The organism is Asticcacaulis sp., assembly GCF_047605585.1.
Classification (GTDB): Bacteria; Pseudomonadota; Alphaproteobacteria; order Caulobacterales; family Caulobacteraceae; genus Asticcacaulis.
Genome location: NZ_JASGFK010000001.1, coordinates 169531 through 195582 on the forward strand (window position 1 = coordinate 169531; position 26052 = coordinate 195582).

The following is a 26052-nucleotide window of genomic DNA, read 5'->3' on the forward strand; positions in this document are numbered from 1 at the left end:
AAAGGCGCTCTCCTTTATTAAAGACAGGGAGTAGAGTTGACCACTGCCGATCCATCGCAAATCCAGAAAGCCCGCGAAGTCTTCTTCGCGCGTAAGGGCCTGCCTGTCGATCAGATCGGCCACTCGATCCTGCGTTCGTGGATACGCTGCGCCGACATGGGGCTGGACGAACGCGCACCTCCCAATATCAGTGCGCCTTCCGCCTCGGAAATCCGCCTGCTGCATGAAAAGCACGAGGCCCTGCGCCGCATTTCCCGCCCGGAACTGGATGCCCTCTATTCCGAGGCGCGTGAGATTTCCGGCATCGTCATCCTGACCAATGCCAAGGGCGAGATTCTCGACGCCGTAGGCGATCCAGGCTTTGCCGACAAGGCCGCGCAGGTGGCTCTGCGCCCCGGCATATTATGGAGCGAGGACGGCACCGGCACAAACGCCATCGGCACGGCCCTGGCCGAGCGTCGCTCCGTGGTGGTTAATGGCGGCGAGCATTATTTCCAGAGCCATCAGGTGCTGACCTGCTCGGCCACCCCGATCATCGATCCACGCGGCGCCATGATCGGTGTGCTGGATATGTCCGTGCCCTCCGTCCAGCAGAGCGGCCATGTGCTTGGCATGGTGCGTATGGCGGTGGAGCAGATCGAACACCGCCTCTTCCGAAATGGCTTCGATGGCTGCCGCACCCTGCGCTTCCAGACCGATCCCAACCTGCTCGGCGCCGCCCGCGAAGGCATACTGGTGCTGAAGGACGGTATCGTCGTCGCCGCCAACCGGCGCGGCCTTTCCCTCGTCGGACGCACCTGGGACGGCCTTGACCAGCTCCACGTCGAGGAGATTTTCGACACCAATGTCGCGCATCTCGCTTCCGGCCGCCTGAAGGCGCAGGATGGCCGCGAATTCTTTGCCCAGTTCGAGGGCGAAAGCATGGGCCCTGCACTCAGCACGGCGCCACAGCAAAGCCTTGAAGATATCGAACTCAGCAGCATCCGCCAGGCATTGGAAGCCCATGGTGGCAATGTCAGCGCCGCTGCGCGCCATCTCGGCATCCATCGCAGCACGATCTATCGCCGCATCCAGGATATGTAGCCCGAGCGGCGCCGTGAATGTTCCCCCTCCAAATTTCTTAAGGAAATTTGGCAAGGGCAAGCGCCCGCCCGAACTGATGCGAGGCAAGCCCGCGCGGCGCTTGAGCACATAAAATGTCGCCCTATCGGTTACATCTCGTTCATGAACCCCTTTTAATTTGATTTCAGACTGGCCTTCCTTCACTTTAGCGTCAAGTTCGGCCGCTAAAGGTCGTTTTATTTCCGGCTTTTGCCTGTGATCGCAGTCTGCTTTGACGCACTTTTCCAAAAAACGCGGACATTGAGCGGCGCTTTACGGCCAAAGCCTTTTGGAGGCGAGTATGCGTAAACTGGTTTTCATTTCTGTGCTGGGTCTGTCCGGCGCGGTCCTGGTGGTGGCCGCCGGCGGTGCACTGGCCCAGCCCTATGCGGCTGATGACGGCCCTCAGGTCGAATTGCGCGATCTGGTGGCCCGTGTCGTGGTGACGCCCGAAGACCGCAGCGATGTCGATATCCGCGTACGTTACGGCAGCGTCAAGGTGCCGACCCTGATGGTGTCCCAGCGCGGCAACACCACTGTGCTGAACGGCCATTTAAGCTCTGGCAAGCAGATGCCGCATTTCTCCCTGCGCATCAATGTCAATGACGAGGACCAGGTCTCCAGCCAGGGCGGCAAGGTCTATATTTCCGGCATCGGCAAGGTGGACATTGCCGACCTGCCGCTGGTTTTCGTGCGCGTGCCGGCCAATGCCGTGGTCAAGGATTCGGCCTACAGCTTCGGCCGCGTTACCCCCAGCAAGAGCCTGAGCTTCACCATGAACGGCAGCGGCGAATGGGTGATCGAGCCGGTCAATGGCCCGCTCAATGTCATCAACAGTGGCTCCGGCAGCATCACGGTCACCAGCGCCGGCGACAGCATTGTCGACAATATGGGCTCCGGTGACATCAATCTCGGTGCGGTGCGCAGCCTGCAGGCCGTGCTTACCGGCTCCGGCAATTTCATAGTCGACCAGAGCGGCAATACCTTCCTGCAGAACCAGGGCTCCGGCGATGTCACACTGTCGCGCACGGCCGGCCTGAAGGTGCAGCTCAATGGCTCGGGCGATCTCTCCCTGGGGGCGATCATGGGCGCGCTGAATGTGGTCAATAACGGCTCAGGCGATATTTCCGTGGAGCGCGTCGGCGGACCAGTCTCGCTCGATATTTCCGGCTCTGGCGATGTGTCGATCGCTGGCGGACAGGTGCCCAGCTTTACCCTGCGCGGCTCCGGCTCGGGAGATGTCAATTACGGCGGCATCACCAATACGGTCAATGTCGATACCAATGGCTCCGGCGATGTCAGCATCATGAAGGCCACCGGCGCGGTGGTCACCAAGGTGGTGGGCTCCGGCGAAATGCATATCGGGCACTGAAACAATGACTGTGCGCGATGAGGTCCTCTTTTGCGGATCGAAGTCGTGAGGCACATATATCAGGCATTTATCCCCGCTCCCCGGACGTGGCGCTAAGCTGCGTGTATGACCCAGACAGATATACACCCAGATCGCCCGGCCATGCGCGACCGCGCCAAGGCCCTGATCGCCGGTTTCGACGCCCTGCCCGCCCCGCAAACCCTCTCCGACATGCTGCGTACGGCGCGCCTGCTGATGGCGCTTGATCGCCTGCTGACCCAGTTATGGAAGACGCCTGCGGAAAAGACGGCCGGCAAGACACCCCAGGATACCCCGCTGCCGGCACGAAAGGCAGAAGAAGCACCGCAACCGCTGAACCGTCAGCAAAGACGCGCCTTGGACGCTCAAAACAAGGCCGCCAGGGTGAAAGAGGTGCGTGCCGACCGGCTATCCGTCGCCCCTACCATTGCGCATTATGCGACCGGTTAAGCCCGTTTTACGGACCTGCGACAGCCTGCCGCACATATTTCATCCGAAATTACCCTTCAAAATTCGGAGATTTTCCGAAGCCACGCCGCCACACGCTTAAGTCTTGTTGCGACGCACAAAAAGCCGTCAATATTAACGTTTTGTAATTTTAACATACTGAATTTAAACGATTATTACAATCACTTCATGACATCGTATTAATTTGAACTATGCACGCTCAAGGCGCATATAGGGTGCATCGCAACAAACACACAGGAGATTTAGCGATGACTGCCCAACTCTATACCGCCACCGCCCTCGCCGCCGGCACGCTCTTCATGATCGTCGCCCTGCTGACCGTCGGCCAGTTCTAAACCCTCATTTTGAAAGGATCATTCCCATGACCAATACCTATGCCCCCGTCGCCGCCGTTTCCGCTCTTGCCGCCTTCACCCTGTTCATGGTGATCGCCCTCGCGACCGTCGGCCTGTAATCACCCCTTAGATAAGGCAACAGATCATGTCCCTCCCGATCCCCGCCGTTTCCGGCCTGGCCGCCTTTACCCTTTTCATGCTGGCCGCCCTGCTGAGCATCGGTCACATCTAGGCCGCTCAAATTCCCCTATCGCCCAAGCGTAAATAAGGCGCGGAGAGCCCAGAAATTCTGGAAAGCTCCCGCGCCTATTTCTTTGTTGGGTTGCCAAGCCTACACGTCTGTGTCCGTTAAAAGCATGTCCAGCATGACATCCCGATTATTGAGAAACTGCCGGGTCACCTGCACATGCTCCGTGTCCTCATAGCTCACGCGTTCGAGGCCGTGTTTCGAAACCTGCCAGATATCCGCATCCGGATAGCCCAGAATGATCGGCGAATGGGTGGCGATAATGAATTGCGAATCTTTCCGGATCAGTTCGTGCATCCGGTTAAGGAAGGTCAGCTGGCGATTAGGAGACAGGGCCGCTTCCGGTTCGTCGAGAATGTACAGACCACTTCCGCCGAAGCGCTTTTCGAACAGAGCAAAAAAGCTTTCACCATGTGACTGCTCATGCAGGGATTTGCCACCATAGGAGTTAATTATTGGAGGGCTGGATGATGGCTCCCTGTCCAGTTCCTCAATCTCGGTCCCCAGATTGAAATAGCTTTCAGCCCGCAGGAAAAAACCGTCCCTGGCCTTGCGCACGCCGCGCGATGGACGGATAAACCGGTGCAGATCGGAATGCGATGCCCGGTTGCTGAAGCTGAAGTTCTTGGTTCCTCCCTCGGCATTAAACCCCCACGCCACCGCCAGGGCTTCTATCAGGGTCGACTTGCCTGAGCCGTTTTCCCCGACAAAGAAGGTCACCTTCGGATGGAAAACGATACTGTCCAGAGCGCGCACAACCGGCAGGTTGAACGGATAACGCCCGACATCCCAACCGGGATCGTCATTGCGAAAGATAGCTTCCAGCCAGTAATGACGGGCATCGACGGCGCGCATATTCGTTTCCCTGTCTAGCTGACGCGCTCTTTTTGACGCAACAGACCCGAGAAGGTCAATATGGCCAGCGACACAACCAGCCAACCCAACATGGCGTAGACGGCGTGGGCAAAGCGCCAGACCTGCGCCGGCTCGGGCGAGATGATACGCAGGTCATCGGGTCTGATCAGCCGTCCCTTACCGCCGTGCCACAGCCGTGACCACATGCGTCGGATTGCAGGCGCACCAAACACCTCCGGCTCGCCGTCCTTCTGGACGACTTCGCATTTGTCTTCAGCATGCAGGTCGATCAGCGGGATCATTAGGTCGACGGCATAGACGGCAGCGTCGATGTCGCGGCAGGGCAATACGGCGTCGGGTGGTGGCCCGGTCAACTTCGGGAGTTCCGGTATAATAGCGCGCTTGCCCTGCGGCGTATTAGTGCTGTAGACCGCAGTCGGCTGCACGTCGTAGATCAGCCAACCATCGTTACGCGCCACCAAAACGCCGAACCAACCCAAGCAGAAATAGAAGCAGGTGAAACTAAACGCCCGCCACGACGAATAGCCGAAACCGAAGAACCAGCCGAATGGCCGCAGCACAATCTGGCTCAAGCCACGATGGCGGGTTTCCACGCCCTGCTGGGCCTGCAAAACCTTTCTGGCCTCGTTCTCCTCGCCCATACTGATCAACACCCGGCTAAGCTGTGCAAACGGCTGGGCGCGATAGCGTTTGCCGGGCACGTAGAGGCGCGGAAATCCGTCGCACGAACGCAGTATGCCGTCGATCAGCCTGGCTCTATAGTGGAAACCGGGCCCTTGCCGAGACAGCCATTTCTGTCTTTGCCGATTGATCGGCTTAGGCGATCCAGGCAGCCCCAGATGCTCGAGCCGTTCATAGACAAAGCCATCCAGGTGAATGTGTGTCGCCCGCCAGCACTGGCCGCCATCGTCATAGGTCTTGGTGTGGGCTCGCCGCAGGTCAAGATTGGCCTGAATATCGCCAGTCTTCAGCGTCCGGCCGATCCGTGCGTCCTGCATATCGATCAGCGCCCGGTCGGTGATGACGCCGCTGAAATCGCAGTCGCCAGCAATAGTGAGACCAATCGCGTTGATGCCCTGGACGAAGGCTGCGCCGGCGCCGCTCAAATCCGCGCCGACACTGACATCGCGCAGATTGGTGTAACCGGTGGTGCGAAAACCGTTGCGGAAATTGAGGCGCCCTGAAATCCGCATCCCGTGCATATCGATGGCATTGCCGTCGATCCGGCTGGGTGTGACAATGGCACCGTCGAATCCCACTGCGGCTACCGTCGACCGCGCCAGGGTGATTTCGCCCAGAGATTCGAAGCGCTCATCGTTATAGCTGCGTAACGTGATGGCGCCGTCGATTATGCAATCCTTGGCGATAAGGGTCTTGTAACGGCCAGGACGCGGCACCAAACGAGAATTACGGCAGGTCACATGACCGAGTATGCGGGCCCGCGACAGAATGACAGTGCCCTGACAATCGAGATTACGCAGATATACCGTACCGTTGATAGTGGCGTTGCGCAGATCGAGCGCGAACTGTTCGGTGCCAAAAGTGTCCGCGTCGATCGTCTCACGCAGGCGGGCTCGGCGGAACTGCATGTCGCCATCGACATGGATGCTGTGTAGACTAACGAAACAGTGACCATCCGGAGTGGCCGACCTAATGTCATTGGCGATGAATTCGCCGTCGATCACTGCGCGCACAGCGCGCACTTCGCTGATGGCCGCATGCTCGATGGACAGCTTGCCGAGTTGGGCATAGGACAGGTCAATGCCGCCGGCAATTTCGCAATGATCGAGCACAAGGCCCGGCATAACCGTGCCACCTGCACCGCGCCCGTTATTGAGATTGAGCCGACCGGAAATGACTGCGTTGATAACGCGGACGCCGCACGGTGTCGGAACCGGCTCCTGACTCGGTTCGGTGGGCAGCCCCAGCATCAGCTTACGGATCAGTTCGGCGCTGATAACCTCACGCGTCGAAAACTTGGCCCAGCGCCCTTCGCGGGTTGCGCGGATGACATAGAGTTCGGCTTCAGAATACGGCAAGGTGCCCCCCCTTGGACCTACCCAAGGGGAACAGCCTACCGAATATTAACCTTTTGGCAAGATTTGACTCAAACTCAGCCCGGATGGACCATGTTTTCCGGGCGGACGAACTGGTCGAATTCCTCGTTGGTCAGGTAACCGCCACCGACGGCTTCTTCGCGCAGGGTGGTGCCGTTCTTGTGGGCGGTCTTGGCGATCTTGGCGCAGGCGTCATAGCCCAGCTTGCCATTGAGCGCCGTCACCAGCATCAGCGAGTTTTCCAGGCCGCGCTTGATGTTGTCGAGGCGCGGCTCGATACCCGTCACGCAGTTGTCGGTGAAGGAAACCGCCGCATCGGCCAGCAAACGCACGCTTTGCAGGAAGTTATAGGCCATCACCGGGTTGAAGACGTTCAGCTCGAAGTGACCCTGTGAACCGGCGAAGGTCAGGGCGGCATTGTTGCCGAAGATCTGCACGCAGACCTGCGTCATGGCCTCGCACTGGGTCGGGTTGACCTTGCCCGGCATGATCGAGGAGCCCGGCTCGTTTTCCGGCAGGGCCAGTTCGCCCAGGCCCGAACGCGGGCCGGAACCGAGGAAGCGGATGTCGTTGGCGATCTTGAACAGCGAGGCCGCCACCGTATTGATGGCGCCGTGGCTGAAGACCATGGCGTCGTGGGCGGCCAGGGCTTCGAACTTGTTCGGCGCCGTGGTGAAACCGAGGCCGGTGATCGCGGCGATCTTTTCGGCCACGCCTTCGGCAAAGCCAATGGGGGCATTCAGGCCGGTGCCAACCGCGGTGCCGCCCTGGGCCAGCTGCATCAGCTTCGGCAGGGTCTGCTGGATGCGCTCGATGCCGTTGGTCAGCTGCTGGGTATAGCCGCCGAACTCCTGGCCGAGGGTGAGCGGCGTGGCATCCTGCGTATGGGTGCGGCCGATCTTGATGATGTCCTTCCAGGCCTCGGCCTTGTCGTTCAGGGCGTTACGCAGGGTTTGCAGGGCCGGCAACAGGCGGTGGACGATCTCTTCGGCGCAGGCGACGTGCATGGCGGTCGGATAGGTGTCGTTCGACGATTGCGACATGTTGACGTGGTCATTGGGGTGGACCGGCTTCTTGGTGCCCATTTCGCCGCCCAGGATCTCGATGGCGCGGTTGGAGATGACCTCATTGGCGTTCATGTTCGACTGGGTGCCGGAACCGGTCTGCCAGACGACCAGCGGGAAGTGCTCGTCGAGCTTGCCTTCCATGACCTCGTTGGCGGCCTGGATAATGGCGGCGCCGAGTGCCGGGTCCAGCTTGCCGAGCGCCATATTGGTTTCGGCGGCGGCGCGCTTGACGATGCCGAGCGCCCGCACCACCGGCAGGGGCTGCTTTTCCCAGCCGATCTTGAAGTTGCCGAGCGAACGCTGGGCCTGTGCGCCCCAGTACTTGCTGTTATCGACCTCGATGGGGCCAAAGGTATCGGTTTCGGTGCGCGTGGCTTTCGTCATTTTGGGAGTCTCCGTAGGAGGGATCGGATCGGCAGGGCCGGTTTGAATGGGCGCAGTGGCTTCGAGTTCGGGCGTGAAGCTGGTGGCGGTGATCCGTCGTTTTTTCTTCGAACCGGACAACCAGTCTAACAACCCCATAACGCCCTCCATAACCGACTAAAATCGTGCGCCTATCCGTTATGTCCACAGGGCTTAAAGCGCAATGAATTTATGCATAACAGGGTATATTTTCGCGTCTCTTATACCTCTCCAACTCGTTGGGGAGGTATAAGGGGATTACTTAACGGCTCCTATTGTGTATCACTGTCGCATGAACCAAAGCGACTTGGAGACCTTATGGAAATTCGTTCGCGGCGACCTTGCCGCGCCGGATTTCGAAGCCTGGCTCTACGCTCATAAAGAATTGGATGCCGCGCTAGGCAATGCCTTGTACCTCGAATTGATATCGGCAAATTACCGACATCATGAAGATGTTTTCGATATACGCGAAAAGCTCCGCACCAGTCTTCAAACACCTTTAAAATGCGAGTGCCTTCCTCTTTCTGACCTAGCCGTCATTCCGATGGGTTGTGATGGATTGGATCAACGGTTCTTTGCGTCAGTCGAAGAAGTCCACGCTTGTGGCCCTGACCTGTGGTGGCTCCATTTGTCACGCTGCAAGGTTTGCGGGCAAAACTGGATGATTGCGCAAGAGGAGCGCATTTACGACGACTACATGCTCAAGCGCCTGACGACCGAAGAAGCTCGACAAATTGTCGAAAATGGCAAATGGCCGGATGATTTTCTAACCTATGAAAAGGTTCTGAAAGTGGGGCAGGCCTTAAGCAAGGCATGTCGTTTCCTTGACACGATGTCTTTTTCTCTCATCGATACCATACAGGACTTGAAACGAAGCAGGCCTGATATAACAAACGCAGAAATGGCAGCACTGCTCGGCATTACTATCGAGCATGTGAATGCGTTGGCTAAAGTCAGCTAACCGTCTCCGCCAAAAACCTGCTAGCCGTTTCGACCGTCATACTTCCAGATATAGCGAAACTTTTTCCACGAACTGGCAGGAAGCGGAGTATCCGGCTGTTCCGGTGTGATCTTGGCATGCTTAAGGAACAATACGGCCGTGGCCTTGCCAAAGCCCAGATCAGGCGGTGTTTCATCCAGGACAGCGCAACGAATGAGCTTGCCGTCTGCCCCCACCTCACACTCTATGGTCACAGCGCCGCTCGCGTGGGCATTCGCCGCTTTCGGCGGATAGTAGCCGTCCTCCATATGCATTTTTCTGGCGTCTTCCTGAGTGTAGAAGACAGCATCTGACGGGATATCCGCCGGTAAAGGCGTCGCGGCCCCCTCATCATTCGCCAGCATCGCGGCCAGCACAACAACTGCAAACATACCTTCCCCTCCCATTCCAAGTTTAGAGGCTATCCCATTCTCTGGTTGGTGTCACGATACCGTCTCCGCCAGAAACCCACCGGTCTGCCGCGCCCATAGCCGTGCATAGAGTCCGCCCGAGCGGATCAGTTCGTCATGCGTGCCGGTCTCGATAATGCGGCCGCCATCGATCACCACCAGCCGGTCCATGCGGGCGATGGTCGACAACCGGTGCGCGATGGCGATGACCGTCTTGCCCTGCATCAGTTCCAGCAAGCTTTCCTGGATCGCCGCCTCGACCTCGGAATCGAGCGCCGAGGTCGCTTCATCGAGCACCAGTATCGGCGCGTTCTTTAGCAGTACGCGTGCGATGGCGATGCGCTGGCGCTGGCCGCCGGAGAGCTTGACACCGCGTTCGCCGACATGGGCATCATAGCCGCTGCGCCCCTGGCCGTCATTGAGATCAGGGATAAAGCCCGCCGCATGGGCGCGCGCCGCCGCCCGGTCGATCTCGGCCTGCGAGGCACCCGGCGAACCGTAGGCGATATTGTCGCGGATCGAGCGGTGCAGCAGCGAGGTATCCTGCGTCACCATGCCGATATGGGCGCGCAAAGACTCCTGATTGACCCCGGCGATATCCTGGCCATCGATGCGGATATGCCCGCTTTTCAGATCGTACAGCCGCAGGAACAGGTTGACGAGCGTGGACTTGCCGGCGCCGGAAGGCCCGACCAGACCGATCTTCTCACCGGGTGCGATGGTCAGGCTAAAATCCTCGATCGCCGGCAGTTCGCCATAGGCAAAGCCGATATGATCGAAGCGGATCTCCCCCTGACGCACCTCAAGCGCTGGCGCCGCTTCCACATCCACCACCGTATGCGGACGCGAAATGGTCTCGATCCCGTTCTGCACCGAACCGATATTCTCGAACAGGCTGGTCACCTGGAACATTACCCAGTTCGACATGCTGATCAGCCTTTGCGTCAACGCGCCGATCAGAGCGATGGCGCCAACCGTGATCAGACCTTGCGTCCACAGCCAGATGGCCAGCCCCGCCATGACCAGCAACAGCAGGGCGTTGATGACGGCGGTGCTGTTATCCAGCCCGGTGATCAGGCGTTCCTGCACCTGCCACTTGCGGCTGTTGGTCAGCAGGCCTTCGCGCACATAGTCGTCCTCGTGGCGTGTGCCGGCGAAGAGCTTGACCGTCTGGATATTGGTATAGGTATCGACAATGCGCCCAACGAGCCCCGAGCGTGCCTCCGCCCCTTCGCTGGCCGCGACGCCCAGCTTCGGCACGAAAAACGCGCAGACCAGACCATAGACAACACTCCAGACCACCAGCGGGATCACCAGCCGCCAGTCGGCCTGGAAGAACAGCACAATGGCGCTACCGAAATAGATGACCACGTACAGCAGGGTATCGCACAGGGTCGTCAGGGTATTGCGCACGGCTGAGGCGGTTTCCACGACCTTGGAGGCGACGCGGCCGGCATAGTCATTAGTGAAGAAACCGATCGATTGCCGCACAACATGGCGATGGCTCTGCCAGCGGATCAGGTTGGGGAAGTTGCTGGTGATGGCCTGTCGCAGGAACAGCGAATGGATAAAGCCGATCAGCGGCCAGGCGATGCCGATAATCACAGCCATGCGGATAAAGTCCTGTCCATGGGCGCGCCAGAGATCGGCGGGTTTGGTATGGGTCAGGTAATCGACGATATCCGCCATAAAGCGGAACACGGCGACTTCGGTAATCGTATAGAGAAAGCCGGCGATCAGGATGGCCAGAAAAAGCGGCCAGGCCTGTTTGAGAAACTGCCAGAAGAAGGGCAGCAGCTTATCCGGCGGCGGACCATCTTCATGGGGACCGAACGGATCGATCATCCGTTCGAAGCGACTGTACAGGGCGTTGAGGAGGTTCATGCCCTGCATATGCCCCTCCGCCGCGCAAAAAGAAACCCCGCCAGTACGGAACCGGCGGGGCCTTTGTTTCGCTCAAGCGCCGCGAGGCTTACCTCGCATCAGCTCGTACGGGCAGTCGCCCTTGCCGGACGACTAAAGTCATCCGGAAAAGCTCACTTGTGGTATCACTTGGCGCCGAAGAGGCGGGCCCAGAAACCGGGCTTCTTCTTGGTGACTTCCGCCGCCTTCGCGGTGAATTCATGCGCCTTGTCGGCAACGTCGGAGGCGATGTCATCGGCCTTCTTGGCCAGATCGCCGATCACCGGCTTGGCCGCCGCAACCACATCGTCAATCTTGTCCTTGGCAGCGTCAACCGCGTCATCGATCTTGTCCTTGGCGGTATCGACGGCGGCTTCAACCTTGGCGGCGGTTTCCTTGACCACCGGTTCGGCGGCGGCCTTCAGATCCGCGACCTTTTCGGCAACATCGGCCTTGGCGTCTTCGGCCGCGGCCTTGACGGTTTCAACGGCCTTGGCGACCTTTGCCTTGGCTGTCGTTACAGCCTTCTTGGCAGCTGGCTTCGCCTTTGCCGGTGCTGCAGCGGCTGCCTTGGTAACCTTGGCCTTCGCATCGGTCGCGGCCTTCTTCACGGTCTTGACGGCTTCTTCAGCCTTCTTCTCGACCTTCTTGGCTTCGGCAACCACCGGCTTCTTAACATCGGCCACCAGCGTCTTCGTAGCTTTCTGGGCCGCCGCAGCGGCCTTCTTCGGCGCCGCCTTGGCAGCGGTCGCCGTTTTTGCAGCGGCGCTCTTGGTGGCGGCAGCCGCCTTGGCCGGCGCGGCTTTCACCGTAGCCACAGCCTTCTTGGCGGCCGGCTTCACAGCAGCGGCAACCTTTTCGGTCGCGGCCGGGGCCTTGCGGGCCAGGGTCTTCTTCACGCCGGCATCGGCCGGGATGTCTTTATTTTCGCCAGTGGTTGATTTTGTGGTAGCTCTCGCCATCGTCTGTCCTTAAATGCCCCGTTCAGGAGTGCGCATCCACGCGCAATAGAAGTGAAGTTACCCGAATCGGCTGATCAAATCAAATACAGCCTGTTCTTATCTTATCGCAGAGCAACATGACCTACAATCCGCAACAAATCATTGCCCGTGGCCCGCGTTCAATTTCGGAATCGGCGGCCGAAGCCATCGATGGCGACATGTGGCTCGAAGGCGCGACCTATTCCATTCTGGAAGAGGACGAGGACAGGAATATCTGGCGCATCGATGCCTTCCCGACCACCGAGGAAGAAGACACACGGCTGCAGGAAGTCCTGTCCGGTTTTCCGGAACTGACGGTCACGGCGGAACAGCTGGCCGATGCCGACTGGCTGGCCATGGCGCTTTCGGGCCTGCCGCCCGTGCGCGCCGGACGCTTCTTTGTCTACGGCATCCATGATCGCGGCCGCGCGCCGGATAATACCGTCAATCTGCGCATCGAAGCGGGTGCCGCCTTCGGCACCGGCCACCACGGCACCACGGTCGGCTGTCTGCAGGCCTATAACGATCTGCTGAAATCGAAGCGCTTTGGCCGCGTGCTCGATGTTGGCGCCGGCACCGGCGTGCTGGCCATCGCCGCCGCCAAGACCGGCACGAAGATCGCCGTCGGTACCGATATCGATCCGGTATCGGTCCGTATCTCCAACGAAAACGCCAAACTCAACAAGTGCAATGCGCGCTTCGTCTACGCCAACGGGCTCGATCATCGTCTGGTGCGTTCCGATGCGCCCTATGATCTGGTGTTCGCCAATATCCTGGCGCGGCCTCTGGTCGGTTTGTCGCGCGCCATCCATGGCGCGCTGAAGCCCAAAGGTCTGGTGATCCTGTCCGGCCTGCTGCGCACCCAGGAACGCTTTGTGAAAGCGGCCTATCTCAGCAAGGGCTTCCGCACGGTTCGCCGCATTCACCGCGATGCCTGGTGCACCTTGGTGATGGAAAAGGTCTGACTGCGTATAGGGGGGGCAGAATGTCCTGGTTACACAAACTTGGCTTGCTTAAATCCAAAAAAACGGCTGACGGCGAGTTGGCGCTGACCTGGAATGGGCAAGGGCGCCATTTTTTCAAATCCACTTCAGAAAAAATAACCGCCTACCATGAACAAGGCCTGACCTTCGACATAGAGCCAGACCCGCGACCACTTGATATGGCAAAAGCCGTCTTGAGCGAGGTGATCAAGCTTAACACTAATGACCAATGGAAAGCTGCCAGGCAACGGTTCGATCCTGCGCACGAACCCTTTATTCCATTACTCCAGGATCATGGCCAAAGTCTTTCCTGCGTTACCATAATTGGCCCAGATGCTTGCCTGCTACGCCTGGGTAGTGACTACCAAGGTGGCGACACCATACTCATTGAAAATGGCCAGTTGACCCGGCTGACCGACATCCTCGCCGTAACGACCTCGCGTAATCATGATTGGTTGCTGGTCGTCAAGGCTGATGGTTTTCATATCCGTCGTTCCCTGCAAGAAGCAGATATGTTTGTCCTTCCATGGCCCTGCAACGCACACAGGCTGGATGAATTACATATCAGCAATCACGGAAACCGTATTGCTTTCGCGCACGATGAACTCGGCATATGGATGGGGGATAGTACCTCAGGCATCTGGCGGAAATTTTACCCTTCCGCCGCACATGTCGAAGAGTTGAGAACCGAGCTGGAAGACGAGACCTATGAGTGGTCCGCCAGTATGGTGCATTGTGCATTATCACCTGATGGTCGATATCTGGCTTACGGTACACAGGATCATGGGCACGATATAGAGCAGGTAGATGACACCTTTGCCGTCATGCGCTGGGCCAGCGTTAATCCAAATATCGATTACCCTCACAATGCTTGCTTTTCGGACGACGGCCATTTTCTCGCGCTGAATGGATGTCATTTTTACAATGGCGAAACCTTGGTTGTGAAAATACCCGAAAGTCGGAACTTCATCAAAGCAGACTATGATCCTACCCCGCGTACGCCAGTTATAGACTATGTATTGCGCGTTTACGCCAGCACCTGGCTGCCGGCGGATGCTACAGGGCTAGACACAGGCGCCTTTGTGCTGGCAGGCCTGGGTATTATGACTGCTGTTACGCCGGAAGGTAAGGTTCTGTTCTCGCAGTATTTCGGTTCATCGGCATCGAGTATAGATTATTGCCCGCGAACACGACGTCTGTATCTCGGATCCTATTCTGGTATTCTTCATGTCTTTGATATCGATCGCCAGGCAGCTCCGGAAGAGACGTACGGTTACAAGCCGCGTCATGAACTGTACCGCTGGATCTTTTGGAAAGACTACTTGCCGTTTCGGTGGTGAGAAAGCTGAGGCTTGCGAAAAAACCACAGTCTACGGACAATTTTGAACGCCGTTTTCTGAGCGCTTGAAATTGTACGATTTTCCGGCACAATAAATAAATCAAATAAAAGAAACCCGACAAATGGGTTTCACCGGGAGAGCGCCAATGTTCATGCAAAAAATCATCACCGCTACACTTGCGTCCGCCGCTGTGCTGGCCGCTGTTCCGGCCCTGGCTCAGGAGGCCAAGCCTGCCCCAATGGTCATCTATGACGACGCCCTGCAAAACGACTGGCAGAACTGGAGCTGGGGCGCCACGGTCGAAATGTCCGTGCCCGCCGGACAGGTCAAGCCGATCAAGGTCGAGGGCACGCCATGGTCGGCGCTCGACCTGCACCACGCGGCCCTTTCGACCAAGGGCTACAGCAAGCTGACCTTCTACATCAATGGCGGGGTCGATGGCGGCCAGCAACTGATGGTCAAGGTGAAAGCCCCCGGCGGCACGGCCATCGATTCGAATTACAGCATCGCGCCGAAGATCAAGACCTGGTCAATCGTCGAGGTGCCGCTGAAGGACATCGGCGCCGAGGACAAGATGATCGAGGACATCTTCTTCCAGGGCGGCGCCGAGGCCTACAAGCCCTATTACATCACCAGGATTCAGCTGGAATAGCGCCACAGGATTCATTTGAAACGACGCGGCGGAGGGCTATATAGAAAGCTTCAGATGAGAGGCCCCGCCATGACTGCCGATACCGCGCATTTCCAGCAATTCGATGTCACTACCCAGCCGTCGCAAGGCGTAACCCATGTGGCTGCCCTGCGCGCCGAAATGCGGAAACTGGGTCTGGACGGCTTTATCGTGCCGCACGAGGACGAGCACCAGAACGAATACCTGCCGGACGCCAATGAGCGCCTGGCCTGGGTCTCCGGCTTTACCGGCTCGGCTGGAGCGGCCATCATCTTCATGGACCGCGCCATCCTCTTCGCCGATGGCCGCTATACCCTGCAATCGCGCGAACAGACCGATCCGTCGGTCTTTTCGGTAGAAGATTTCCATGCCAACGCGCTAAGCGATACAATCGCGAAGGCCGCGCGGGGTTCAGTTATCGGCTATGATGCGGCGCTTATCAGCCCTTTCAGCCTGAACGCGCTCCAGGCCGCCGCCGATGCCGCCGGTGTCACTCTGAAATCCGTCTCGCCCAATCCGCTTGACCTGGCCTGGGGGGCGGCACGCCCGGCACAGCCGATGGCTATGATCGTGCCGCATCCACTCGAATATGCGGGTGCCGCCTCGGCTGACAAGCGCGCGCACCTGGCCAGTATCCTGAAAGCCAACGGCATCTCCGCCGCCCTGATCACCGCGCCATCTTCACTGGCCTGGCTATTCAACATCCGGGGCGGCGATGTCATCCGCTCCCCCCTGCCGCTCGGTCAGGCGATCCTGAACAATGACGGCACGGCCGAACTCTTCATCGAACCCGCCAAGATCAGCGATGGCCTGCTGGAATGGCTAGGCAACGGGGTCAGCGTCGCCGGCCCGCAAGATGTCACCACCGCCCTCAAGGCCTATGCCGGTCAGACGGTAATGATCGACGCCAATCTCTCCTCGGCCTACTGGCTGGAGGCTATAAAAGCTGCGGGCGCGACAGCGCTGACTGCCGACGATCCCTGCCTGCTGCCGCGCGCCTGCAAGAACGAAGTCGAGATCGCCGGCACAACCGCCGCCCATATCCGCGACGGCGCATTGCTGAGCACCTTCCTGCACTGGGTGGCGACGGAGGCGCAGGCCGCTTTTCCGACCGAGATCGAGGTGGCGCAGAAGCTGGAATCCATCCGCCGCACAGCCGGCGATCTCCGCGACCTGTCGTTCGACACCATTTCCGGCTTCGGCCCGCATGGAGCGCTTCCGCACTACAAGGTCACTGTGGCGAGCGACCTCAAGACGGCCAAGGGCAATCTGCTGCTGGTCGATTCCGGCGGCCAGTTCCTCGACGGCACTACCGATGTCACCCGCACCATGGCCATGGGCGAACCGACAGCCGAGCACAAACGCATGTTCACCCTGGTGCTGAAGGGCCATATCGCCCTGGCCACTGTGAAGTTCCCCGCCGGCACCACCGGCACGCACCTCGATGCCCTGGCACGGCAGTTCCTCTGGGCCGAGGGCTTCGATTACGATCATGGCACCGGTCATGGTGTCGGTGTCTATCTCGGTGTCCACGAAGGCCCTCAGCGCATCTCCCGGGCGCTCAACAAGTACCCGCTCCAGACCGGCATGATTGTGTCCAATGAGCCCGGCTTCTACAAGGCCGGTGAATACGGCATCCGCATCGAGAACCTGCAATATGTCACCGAGGCGGAAATCCCCGCCGGTGGCGAACGGCCCATGCATTGCTTCGAAAACCTGACATGGGCCCCCATCGATCGTACCCTGATCGATGTTGCCCTGCTCACCCCCGCCGAGCGCGCCTATATGGACGGCTACCATGCGAAGGTGCTCGAGTTGGTCGGGCCTCTGGTCTCCGACGAGGTGCGCGGCTGGCTGATGCAGGCCTGCGCGCCACTCTAAACGACCGAGTATTTCCCGAGCGACTTCCGCTTATTCGGCGGGCACGAGCACGCCTTGTAGCCTGCAGAGTGCAGCCTTCCCGGACTCATATTTATGAGTTTGGGAATTTGACCGATATGTGCCACGCCCAGTTCCTTGGCGATTGCCAGGGCCACCCGACCACACATGGCGGCATCCTCAGCGGCATTGTGGTGCTTGAACTGGAAGCCAAGATGCTCGGATAGATCCGAAAGCCGGTGAGAGTGAAAACCGGACCAGACCTTGCGCGACATTTGCAGGGTGCACAGATAATCGAATTCCGGGTAGGCCAGTCCATACTGATCATAGGCGTTGCGTATAACGCTCATGTCGAACGCGGCATTATGCGCAATCATGACGGCGGATCGAAACTCATGCCGGAACTCGTCCATGACGATGGGGAATTCCGGCGCATCCTGCACATGCTCAGGCCGAATTCCGTGAATGGCGATATTCATACCTGAAAAGCGCATATCCTTGGGCCGGATCAGGCGCTCCTCAACACGCGTAATTTCATTATTCTCGATCCACGCCAGACCAACCGAACAGGCGCTGCCCCTCTGCTCATTGGCCGTTTCGAAGTCGATGGCGATGAATTTCATGTTGGCGTCAGCTCTTTTTAAATCGAAGAGCCAGCCCCTATTACGATTCCACCATCGCCAGCCACTCGTCTTCAGTCAGTGTCGTAACGCCGAGTTCGGCCGCCTTTTTCAGCTTGGAACCGGCGCCGGGACCGGCCACCAGATAGTCCGTCTTGGCCGAGACCGAACCGGCCACCTTGGCGCCCAGCCGTTCTGCCTGGGCCTTGGCTTCGTCACGCGTGAAGCGTTCCAGCGCACCGGTGAAGACCACCGTCTTGCCGCTGACCGCATGATCGCCGGCCACGGCCTCGGCATCCTGCACATCGGTGATCTGCGCTTTCAGACGGTCATAGATGCCGCGCTGGTAGGGATGGGCGAAATAGCTGATCACGGCACCGGCGACCACCGGGCCGATCTGGTCGTGATGTTCCAGCCCATCGCGGGCGGCCTCATCTCCTTCAGCGGCCGCCACCATGGCCTCATAGAAGGTGCGTTCGCTGCCATAGGCGCGGGCCAGCAGACGCGCCGTCGTTTCCCCGACATGCTTGATGCCGAGCGCGGCGATGAAGCGATCGAGCGACAGATGACGGCGGCTCTCAATGGCGGCGAACAGGTTCTTCACCGACAAATCACCGAAGCCATCGCGGTTCTTGAGCTTGGTCAGCGAGGCGGTGTCACGCGCCTCCAGCGTAAAGATATCGGCCGGCTCCTTGATCAGGCCTTCTTCGTAAAAGCGCGCCAGCTGCTTTTCGCCCAGACCTTCGATATCGAGCACCCGGCGCGACACGACATATTTGAGATATTCGACGCGCTGGTGCGGACAGGCCTGATCCCCCGAACATTTGCGCGCCACGCCTTCCTCACCCTTGGCATTGCTTTCGCGCACCACCTCGGTTTGGAGCGGACACGGACAGACCACGGGAAATTCATAGGGTACGGCATTCGCCGGCCGTTCGCTGAGTTCGACACCGACGATCTGCGGAATAACGTCGCCGGCGCGCTGCACCCGCACCATGTCGCCGATATGGATGTCCTTGCGCGCGATCTCGTCGGCATTATGCAGGGTGACATTGGTGACGACCACGCCGCCGACATTGATCGGCTCCAGCCGCGCCACGGGGGTGAGCGTGCCCATGCGGCCGACCTGGATATCGACGGCCGTCAGGCGCGTCAGGGCCTGCTGCGCCGGGAACTTATGCGCGATGGCCCAGCGCGGCGAACGCGACACGAAACCTAGCCGGCGTTGCCAGTCGAGACGGTCGACCTTGTAGACCACGCCGTCGATATCATAGCCGAGGCCGGAACGTGCGCGGCCGATATGGTCGTAGACCGCCAGCAGGCCTTGCGCACGCTCGACACGCTGCGAGTTCGGATTGACCTGGAAACCCCATTCGCGGAACTTTTCCAGCGCTTCGGACTGGGTGGCGACGAAAGCCTCGTCGCTCACCTCCCCCCAGGCATAGGCAAAGAACCGCAACGGCCGGGAGGCGGTAATGCTGGCATCGAGCTGACGCAGGGCCCCGGAAGCCGAATTGCGCGGGTTGGCGAAGGTCTTGGTGCCCTCCGCCTCCGCTTTCGCATTCATCTCGGCAAATTCCTTGAGCGGCATATAGACCTCGCCGCGGATTTCGATGCGATCAGGGAAGCCAGCGCCGCTCAGGCGATGCGGCACATCCTTGATGGTCCTGGCATTCTCGGTGATGTCCTCGCCGGTGCGGCCATCGCCGCGCGTGGCGGCGCGCACCAGTTCGCCTTTTACATAGAGCAGGCTGCACGACACACCGTCGATCTTCGGTTCGGCAGCGAAGGCAACCACCTCGTCTTCCGGCAGGCGCAGAAAACGGCGGATACGGTCTTCAAAATCGGTGACGTCCTCAGCGGCAAAGGCATTATCGAGCGACAGCATCGGCACGCCATGCGCCACCGGCGAGAACTTAGCCGAGGCCGTGCCGCCGACCGTCTGTGTCGGGCTATCCGGGGTTTTCAGTTCGGGAAAATCGGCTTCCAGCGCCCGCAGTTCGGCTTCCAGCGCGTCATAGTCCGCATCGGTCAGTTCCGGCGTTTCCTGGTTATAGTACAGGTCGCGGTGATACTGGATCTGCGCGGAAAGCTCGGTATGGCGGGCGCGGGCGTCGTCGATCGTCATGGGGAATCTCTATAAGCGATAGCCCGTCCTAACTGCCACACTCACCCCAGATTGTCAGTATTGTTCCACGGTTCATCCCCGCGTGTTTCCAGGCTGCGGCGGGTCAGCAGGTAGCAGAGGATGACCAGGCAATAGAGCGCGCCGGCCACCAGTCCGAAATTGATATAGGTGTGCAGCTTGCCGGCGAATTCCGGCGTGAAACGATACTGCATGCCATAGGTATGCAGGGAGACACCGGCGCAGACACCGGTGACTGCCGCGCTGACGACAACGAATTGCAGGATAAAAAAGAAGAGGCGGCGGATGAAAGCCATCGCTGAAGACCTCCCGGCGGTTTTGCCAGTTATACCACTTCGGCGGCCTTAAGTCGAATGGCCGCCGCCCGGGCTTCCGGCGTGATCTCGGCGCCGGAAAGCATCCGCGCCAGTTCTTCCAGCGCCGCTTCCGGTTCCAGAACGGTCACGGTCGAACGCACGCTGTCATTATGCTCAGCCTTGGAAACCTTCAGGTGCTGGTCACCGCGCGCCGCCACCTGCGGTGAGTGTGTCACCACGATCACCTGCTGGTTCTGCGCCAGACGCTTGAGGCGCAGGCCCACGGCATCGGCCACGGCCCCACCAACGCCCTGGTCGACCTCATCGAAGATCATCACAGGGCCCGCGACATCTTCGCCACCACGGGAGGCGAGCGCCGCCTTGAGAGCCAGGGCGAAACGGGCCAGTTCACCGCCCGAAGCGATGGCCCCCAGACCGCCCCACTCGGCGCCCGGATTGGTTTTGACTTCGAACTCGACGAGATCACCGCCGCTCTGGCCATAGCGTTCCGGCTCCATCGGCCGCAGGGCGACACGGAAGCGGGCCTTATCGAGCTTAAGCGGCACCAGTTCGGCCATCACGGCCGACGCCAGCGCCTCGCCCGCCTGCGCGCGCCTGACGCGCAAGGATTCGACCGCCGCATGGAAGGTCTTCTGCGCCTCATGCATGGCAATGGTCAGGCGCGACAGGTGCGCATCCAGATCTTCGATCTGATTGAGACTGGCGGCGATACGCACCCGCTCCTTCGGCAGGTCTTCCACCAGCACGCCCAGCTTGCGGGCCATGGCGCGCAGGGCGAACAGGCGCTCCTCGACGCGATCCAGCTGGCCGGGCTCGACATCGAGGCTATCGGCTGCCTGATCCATCAGGGCCAGGGCTTCATCGGCGGCGATCAGGGTGCGATCGAGCGCATCCGCCGCCGCCGTCAGCCGCGCCAGCACCGGGTCTTCCGAGGTGGCGCCAGCCTGCATGGCGCGGGTGCGGGCATGATCGAGCGCGCGGAAGGCCTTGACCAGCCGCTGCGACAACTGCTCACCACCTACTGCATTGCGGGCCTCGCTGATATCTTCCAGCGCCCGCTCACCGGCCCCCAGCAGGGCGCGTTCGGAGGCCAGGGTCGCTTCTTCATCAGTCTGCGGATTGAGTCGATCCAGTTCCTGCAACCGCAGGCTCAGGGTTTCCAGTTCGGCCTTGTCGGCGCTGGCCCGTTTCATCAGGTCGCGATGCTCGTCACGGATCGCCTTCAGCGCCTTCCAGCTTTCGGCCACCTTCGCCAGTTCCGGCCCATTGCCGCCATAACTATCCAGCATCCCCAGATGCGAACGCGCATCGAGCAGCCCCACGGTCTCGTGCTGGCCATGCACTTCCAGCAGGCTGTCGCCCAGCGCCTTGAGCACGGCCACGCTGACCGGCTGATCATTGACAAAGGCCTTGGAGCGGCCATCGCGCGCCACCACGCGGCGCAGCATCAGGGCCTCGCCCGGTTCCAGCGCCAGCCCCTTGTCTTCCAGGAACGCATAGAGTGGGTGGCTGGCCACGATCTCGAATTCGGCCGTCACCGAGGCCTGCGGCGCGCCGGCTCGGATCAGGCCGGTATCGGCGCGGGCACCGGTGGCCAGGCCGAGCGAATCGAGCAGGATGGATTTACCGGCGCCGGTTTCCCCGGTCAGGACGCTCAGGCCCTGTCGAATATCCAGTTCCAGCCGGTCGACCAGGACCACATCGGCAATCGTGAGGCGTGTCAGCATAAGACAACCCGAAGCAAAACGGCGCCCGACTCATGCCGGACGCCGCTGCAGTAAACCCTATTCCCGTTTAAAAAACAAGAACATTTAGAGAACTTGTTGATTTAGGCCTGAGGCTTCTTATGGCTGAACCAGCCTTTTTTCTGCTTCATGTCGGGCACTTCAGGGCCCTTCTTGCCCTTCGGATCGGGCGCTACGGCCGGCGTGGCGCCCTTGTCCTTGAGCAGCTTGTAGGCGACGGCATACCAGCGATCACCCGGATAGTTATAGCCCAGAACGGCGGCATCACGCGTCGCTTCGTCGTGCAGGCCCATCATTTCATTGGCTTCGACGAGGCGATACAGGGCTTCCGGCGTGTGGCTTGTGGTCTGGAAATCGCTCGCAACCGTCTTGAAGCGGCCGATAGCGGCCAGCGGCTGGTTATCGTTCAGATACCAGCGGCCGATATCCATTTCCTTGCCAGCCAGCTGATCCTGCACCATGTCGAGCTTGATGCGGGCGTCCTTGGCGTACTCGGTATCGGGGTAGCGGCGGACCACGTCGTTCAGCAGGCCCTTGGCGCTTTCGGTGAAGGCCTGATCGCGGCCGACATCGACGATCTGTTCAAAGGCGCAGATGGCCTTCATGTAATAGGCGTAGGGCGTCAGGTCGCTGCCCGGATAGAGCTTGATGAACTGATCCGCGGCGGCCGTGGCCTCGATATACTTGTCCGCCTGGTAGTTGGCGTAGATGCTCATGACGATGGCGCGGCGCGACCATTCCGAATAAGGATGCTGGCGCTGGACTTCCTCGAAATAGCTGACCGCATCGGACCAGCTCTTTTCATCCAGCTTCTGCATACCGGTCTGGTAGAGCAGTTCGACAGGGCGCTCTTCATAGACCAGATGTTCCTGCTTGCCCTTGCCGGCGCAGGCCGTCAGGCCCGCTACGGAGACGCTGGCCAGCAACACGACAATGGCCGATTTCTTGAGAAGCCCCACAACGCTCACGTAATCATCCTCTTGATGTCAGCCCCGAACAGGCTGCAGACTCTTTTGATGGGGGATACATCTACACGAGCGCATGAGCCGCGCCAACAGGAATTAACCTTGCCTGGCCGGGTTAGCCGACATCCGCCAGCACGGGGCCGCGGGTGACGATGCGGTAGGCATCCGGACGCGACAATAGGGCACGGACCAAGGCATTATTAAGGCCATGACCGGCGCGGATTCCTTCAAACCTGCCAATAATCGGCATGCCGAGCACGTACAGGTCGCCGATGGCGTCCAGCGCCTTGTGGCGAACGAATTCGTCGGCGAAACGCAGGCCGCCTTCGTTCAGGATGACGTCACCATCGATGACGATGGCATTATCCAGCGAACCGCCACGCGCCAGCCCGATCTTGCGCAGGGCCTCAACGCCTTCCAGGAAGCCGAAGGTACGGGCCGCAGCCAGTTCCTCGCGGAAGGACTGCTCGGTAATGACCAGATCGCAGACCTGGTGACCGATCGGCGTGCCGGGAAAATCGATTTCGAAACGGACTTCGAACTGCTCGGAAGGCACCAAGGAGGCGCGCTTGTCGCCTTCGATGACCTCGACCGGCTTCAGGATTTCGATGACCTGCTGCGGCATGGCCTGGCGGCGGAAGCCCGCCTGATCCAGTATCTGCACGAATGGCAGGGAGGAGCCATCCATGATCGGCACTTCCGGGCCGTCCAGCTCGACGCAGACGTTATCGATGCTCATGGCGGCGAAGGCAGCCATGACGTGCTCGATGGTCGAGACGGAAACGCCGGCGTCATTGGTAATGACGGTGCCCAGGGTCGTCTTGGTGACATTGTGGGCCAGGGCCGGGACGCGATTGTCACGGTCGGCGATATCGGAACGCACGAAAACCACGCCGGTGCCAGCCGGGGCCGGACGCACAAGCATGCGCACGGGCACACCCGTATGCAGGCCCATACCGGCGATGATGGCTGCGTGGGCCAAAGTCTGTTCGTTCTGATCAGGTAACATAACGCTCACCTTATTGCCGCCCCAGCGTACAAAAGAATGCAGGCACATTTCTGGCCCTGAGCGAACATCTCATTTTCGCGCGTTAATCACAAACGAACTTCTATTTCCGTTTGTAACGCCTTACTTAACAGGGCTTTAAGGATACATGGCCCTTTTCCCGCACACTTTCCCCACGGGCAATATTACCGCCGCCAAACAGAAAATCCGGACCTGGGCATTCCCAGATCCGGACCTTCCGTTGACTTAGAACTTGATACAGCGCCCTAAAGGCTCACCGAAGATCAGTTAGCGAGGCGCCTTAAGAAAGAAGGAATCTCCAGATCGTCTTCGGTATCCATCGAGGGCTGGACTTCCGAACGCGTGGCCGGGTTCAGGCTGGACTTGGCGGGCGCCGGCACATAGCGGTCGGCATCGTCCTGCACAGGCGCGGCCGGCTGAGGCGCGATCGGGGCGCTGTGCGCGCTCTGGCGCTGCGGGAACAGGCCGCGCCAGAAGGATTCACGGCCCTCGTCTTCCGTGGCCAGGCGGGTCGGCTGCGGAGCGGCCTGAGGCGCCGGCTGTACCGGAGCTTGAGCGGCTGACTGGGCGGGACGCGGAGCCGCCGTATGGGCATACGGGTTCGGGCGCTGGATCTGCGGGGTTACCGGACGCGGCACCGGCATCGGGGCGGCAGCAGCCGGAGCAACAAACTCTTCATCCTCGACCATAGGATCGACGATCTTGCTGATGACGCGCGGCTCGGCCTGAGCCGCCGGTGCAGCAGGCGCCTCGAACAGGCTGGAGCGGGCAGCGGCCGGCGGGGTGATCGCGGCCGGGGCGGCGACCGGAGCCGGGGTCACTGGCGCCGAGGCTTGAACGGGAGCCGCCGCAGGGGCCTGGACTGGCGCGGCAGCCGCCGGGGCTTCGGGGCGACCATAGCCCAGGCCGAAGGTCGGCGGCGGCGCAGAGGCCTTGGCCGGGGTAACCAGCGGGGTCTGCAGGGCGACACCATCCATGCCGGTGGCGACGACCGAGACGCGCAGCTTGCCTTCCAGATTCGGATCGAAGGCGGCGCCGAAGATGATATTGGCTTCCGGATCGACTTCCGAGGAGATGGCGTTGGCCGCTTCGTCGACCTCGTGCAGGGTCATGTCGAGACCGCCGGTGACATTCACCAGCACGGCCTTGGCGCCCTTGAGCGAGGTTTCGTCGAGCAACGGATTCTGGATGGCATTCTGGGCCGCCAGCAGGGCGCGGTCTTCACCCGAGGCCTCGCCCGTGCCCATCATGGCCTTGCCCATGTCGGACATGACCGAACGGACGTCGGCGAAATCGAGGTTGATCAGGCCCGGCAGAACCATCAGGTCGGTGATCGAACGCACGCCGGCATGCAGCACCTGGTCGGCCATGCCGAAGGCTTCGGCAAAGGTGGTGCGCTCGTTGGCGATGCGGAACAGATTCTGGTTCGGAATGACGATCAGGGTGTCGACATAGCGCTGCAGCTCGGAGATACCGGCATCGGCCAGGCGCATGCGGTGACGGCCTTCGAAGGTGAAGGGCTTGGTGACAACGCCGACGGTCAGTATGCCGCGCTCACGGGCGCACTTGGCGATGATCGGGGCCGCACCGGTGCCGGTGCCGCCGCCCATGCCGGCGGTGATGAAGACCATGTGCGCGCCATCGAGGTGCTCGCTGATCATGTCGGAAGACTCTTCCGCCGCAGTCATGCCGACTTCCGGATGCGCACCGGCGCCCAGGCCTTGCGTGATTCCTACGCCGAGCTGGATACGGGCGTCCGTACGCGAAAACTGCAGCTGCTGCGCGTCGGTATTGGCGACGACGAATTCCACGCCCTCAAGGCCAGCCTCGATCATGTTGTTAACGGCGTTGCCCCCGGCTCCGCCCACCCCAAACACGACGATACGCGGCTTCAATTCTGTTGCGCGCGGCGCAGAAAGATGAATTGCCATGTTATCCAGTGAACCTTTCATGATCTCTCCCATTCGGTTCTCCGTCCGGGATAAAACGAATGCGTTTTCCGATCCCCGATACAGGGTCTAATGAGACTACAACTATGCTTAACGAATAGTTACCCGATAACTTGAGTCGGCTAAAAATGAACCCGTTTTGGTAAGATTTTTTAACCTAGGTTACCGAAGTATGACTTTTTACACAGGTATTGAGTC

General features: G+C 60.0%; 21 protein-coding genes. 8 read left to right on the forward strand and 13 right to left on the reverse strand.

Features of this window, described 5'->3' with window-relative positions:
- Nucleotides 1–36: 36 nt before the first annotated feature.
- From QM647_RS00830 to QM647_RS00840, 3 genes are all read left to right on the forward strand, one after another.
- Nucleotides 37–1083 carry a helix-turn-helix domain-containing protein gene (locus QM647_RS00830; RefSeq protein WP_414993571.1) on the forward strand — a complete coding sequence of 349 codons (1047 nt, stop codon included), beginning with the start codon at nt 37–39 and terminating at the stop codon, nt 1081–1083.
- A 319-nt stretch (nt 1084–1402) separates the two neighbouring features.
- On the forward strand, nt 1403–2473 hold the full coding sequence (locus QM647_RS00835) for a GIN domain-containing protein (RefSeq protein ID WP_414993572.1): 1071 nt from the start codon (nt 1403–1405) through the stop codon (nt 2471–2473).
- Between the two features lie 105 nt (nt 2474–2578).
- On the forward strand, nt 2579–2941 hold the full coding sequence (locus QM647_RS00840) for a hypothetical protein (protein WP_414993573.1): 363 nt from the start codon (nt 2579–2581) through the stop codon (nt 2939–2941).
- A gap of 684 nt (nt 2942–3625) precedes the next feature.
- Here the strand turns inward: QM647_RS00840 and QM647_RS00845 are convergent.
- The 3 genes from QM647_RS00845 to fumC all read right to left on the reverse strand — a co-directional run bounded on the left by QM647_RS00845 (nt 3626) and on the right by fumC (nt 7925).
- Nucleotides 3626–4396, reverse strand: coding sequence for an AAA family ATPase (locus QM647_RS00845; RefSeq protein ID WP_414993574.1), 771 nt, complete (start codon nt 4394–4396; stop codon nt 3626–3628).
- Nucleotides 4397–4410: 14 nt separating this feature from the next.
- Nucleotides 4411–6456 carry a hypothetical protein gene (locus QM647_RS00850; RefSeq protein ID WP_414993575.1) on the reverse strand — a complete coding sequence of 682 codons (2046 nt, stop codon included), beginning with the start codon at nt 6454–6456 and terminating at the stop codon, nt 4411–4413.
- 74 nt (nt 6457–6530) lie between these two features.
- Complete coding sequence (gene fumC, locus QM647_RS00855; RefSeq protein ID WP_414994544.1) at nt 6531–7925, reverse strand: class II fumarate hydratase; 1395 nt, start codon at nt 7923–7925, stop codon at nt 6531–6533.
- A gap of 310 nt (nt 7926–8235) precedes the next feature.
- Between fumC and QM647_RS00860 the strand changes: the two genes are divergently transcribed.
- A complete protein-coding gene (locus tag QM647_RS00860) occupies nt 8236–8904 on the forward strand; it encodes a hypothetical protein (RefSeq protein WP_414993576.1) in 669 nt (222 codons plus the stop codon).
- 20 nt (nt 8905–8924) lie between these two features.
- On the opposite strand, the gene QM647_RS00865 is transcribed toward QM647_RS00860, so the two are convergent.
- From QM647_RS00865 to QM647_RS00875, 3 genes are all read right to left on the reverse strand, one after another.
- Nucleotides 8925–9314, reverse strand: coding sequence for a TonB family protein (locus tag QM647_RS00865; protein WP_414993577.1), 390 nt, complete (start codon nt 9312–9314; stop codon nt 8925–8927).
- Between the two features lie 51 nt (nt 9315–9365).
- Nucleotides 9366–11216: an ABC transporter ATP-binding protein gene (locus QM647_RS00870; RefSeq protein ID WP_414993578.1), complete on the reverse strand. Its 1851-nt coding sequence runs from the start codon at nt 11214–11216 to the stop codon at nt 9366–9368.
- Nucleotides 11217–11380: 164 nt separating this feature from the next.
- Nucleotides 11381–12196: a hypothetical protein gene (locus tag QM647_RS00875; protein ID WP_414993579.1), complete on the reverse strand. Its 816-nt coding sequence runs from the start codon at nt 12194–12196 to the stop codon at nt 11381–11383.
- Nucleotides 12197–12312: 116 nt separating this feature from the next.
- Here QM647_RS00875 and QM647_RS00880 point away from each other — a divergent pair, with 116 nt between their 5' ends.
- From QM647_RS00880 to QM647_RS00895, 4 genes are all read left to right on the forward strand, one after another.
- Nucleotides 12313–13179, forward strand: coding sequence for a 50S ribosomal protein L11 methyltransferase (locus QM647_RS00880; RefSeq protein ID WP_414993580.1), 867 nt, complete (start codon nt 12313–12315; stop codon nt 13177–13179).
- Between the two features lie 20 nt (nt 13180–13199).
- Nucleotides 13200–14537, forward strand: coding sequence for a hypothetical protein (locus QM647_RS00885; protein ID WP_414993581.1), 1338 nt, complete (start codon nt 13200–13202; stop codon nt 14535–14537).
- A gap of 145 nt (nt 14538–14682) precedes the next feature.
- A complete protein-coding gene (locus QM647_RS00890) occupies nt 14683–15189 on the forward strand; it encodes a hypothetical protein (RefSeq protein WP_414993582.1) in 507 nt (168 codons plus the stop codon).
- Between the two features lie 69 nt (nt 15190–15258).
- Nucleotides 15259–17088: an aminopeptidase P family protein gene (locus tag QM647_RS00895; protein ID WP_414993583.1), complete on the forward strand. Its 1830-nt coding sequence runs from the start codon at nt 15259–15261 to the stop codon at nt 17086–17088.
- Here QM647_RS00895 and QM647_RS00900 read toward each other — a convergent pair.
- The 7 genes from QM647_RS00900 to ftsZ form a co-directional block, all read right to left on the reverse strand.
- Nucleotides 17085–17708, reverse strand: coding sequence for a 3'-5' exonuclease (locus QM647_RS00900; protein ID WP_414993584.1), 624 nt, complete (start codon nt 17706–17708; stop codon nt 17085–17087). The two genes, QM647_RS00895 and QM647_RS00900, sit on opposite strands and share 4 nt — an antisense overlap.
- 40 nt (nt 17709–17748) lie before the next feature.
- Complete coding sequence (gene ligA / locus QM647_RS00905; protein WP_414993585.1) at nt 17749–19833, reverse strand: NAD-dependent DNA ligase LigA; 2085 nt, start codon at nt 19831–19833, stop codon at nt 17749–17751.
- A gap of 41 nt (nt 19834–19874) precedes the next feature.
- Complete coding sequence (locus QM647_RS00910) at nt 19875–20147, reverse strand: hypothetical protein (protein WP_414993586.1); 273 nt, start codon at nt 20145–20147, stop codon at nt 19875–19877.
- A gap of 29 nt (nt 20148–20176) precedes the next feature.
- The gene (gene recN, locus QM647_RS00915) at nt 20177–21895 is read right to left on the reverse strand and encodes a DNA repair protein RecN (RefSeq protein WP_414993587.1); all 1719 of its coding nucleotides are present in this window, start codon (nt 21893–21895) and stop codon (nt 20177–20179) included.
- Nucleotides 21896–21996: 101 nt separating this feature from the next.
- Nucleotides 21997–22881 carry an outer membrane protein assembly factor BamD gene (locus tag QM647_RS00920; RefSeq protein WP_414993588.1) on the reverse strand — a complete coding sequence of 295 codons (885 nt, stop codon included), beginning with the start codon at nt 22879–22881 and terminating at the stop codon, nt 21997–21999.
- A 112-nt stretch (nt 22882–22993) separates the two neighbouring features.
- Nucleotides 22994–23887 (reverse strand): UDP-3-O-acyl-N-acetylglucosamine deacetylase, encoded by an 894-nt coding sequence (gene lpxC / locus QM647_RS00925; RefSeq protein WP_414993589.1) that lies wholly within the window; start codon nt 23885–23887, stop codon nt 22994–22996.
- 281 nt (nt 23888–24168) lie between these two features.
- Nucleotides 24169–25836, reverse strand: coding sequence for a cell division protein FtsZ (gene ftsZ / locus QM647_RS00930; RefSeq protein WP_414994545.1), 1668 nt, complete (start codon nt 25834–25836; stop codon nt 24169–24171).
- Nucleotides 25837–26052: the final 216 nt, after the last annotated feature.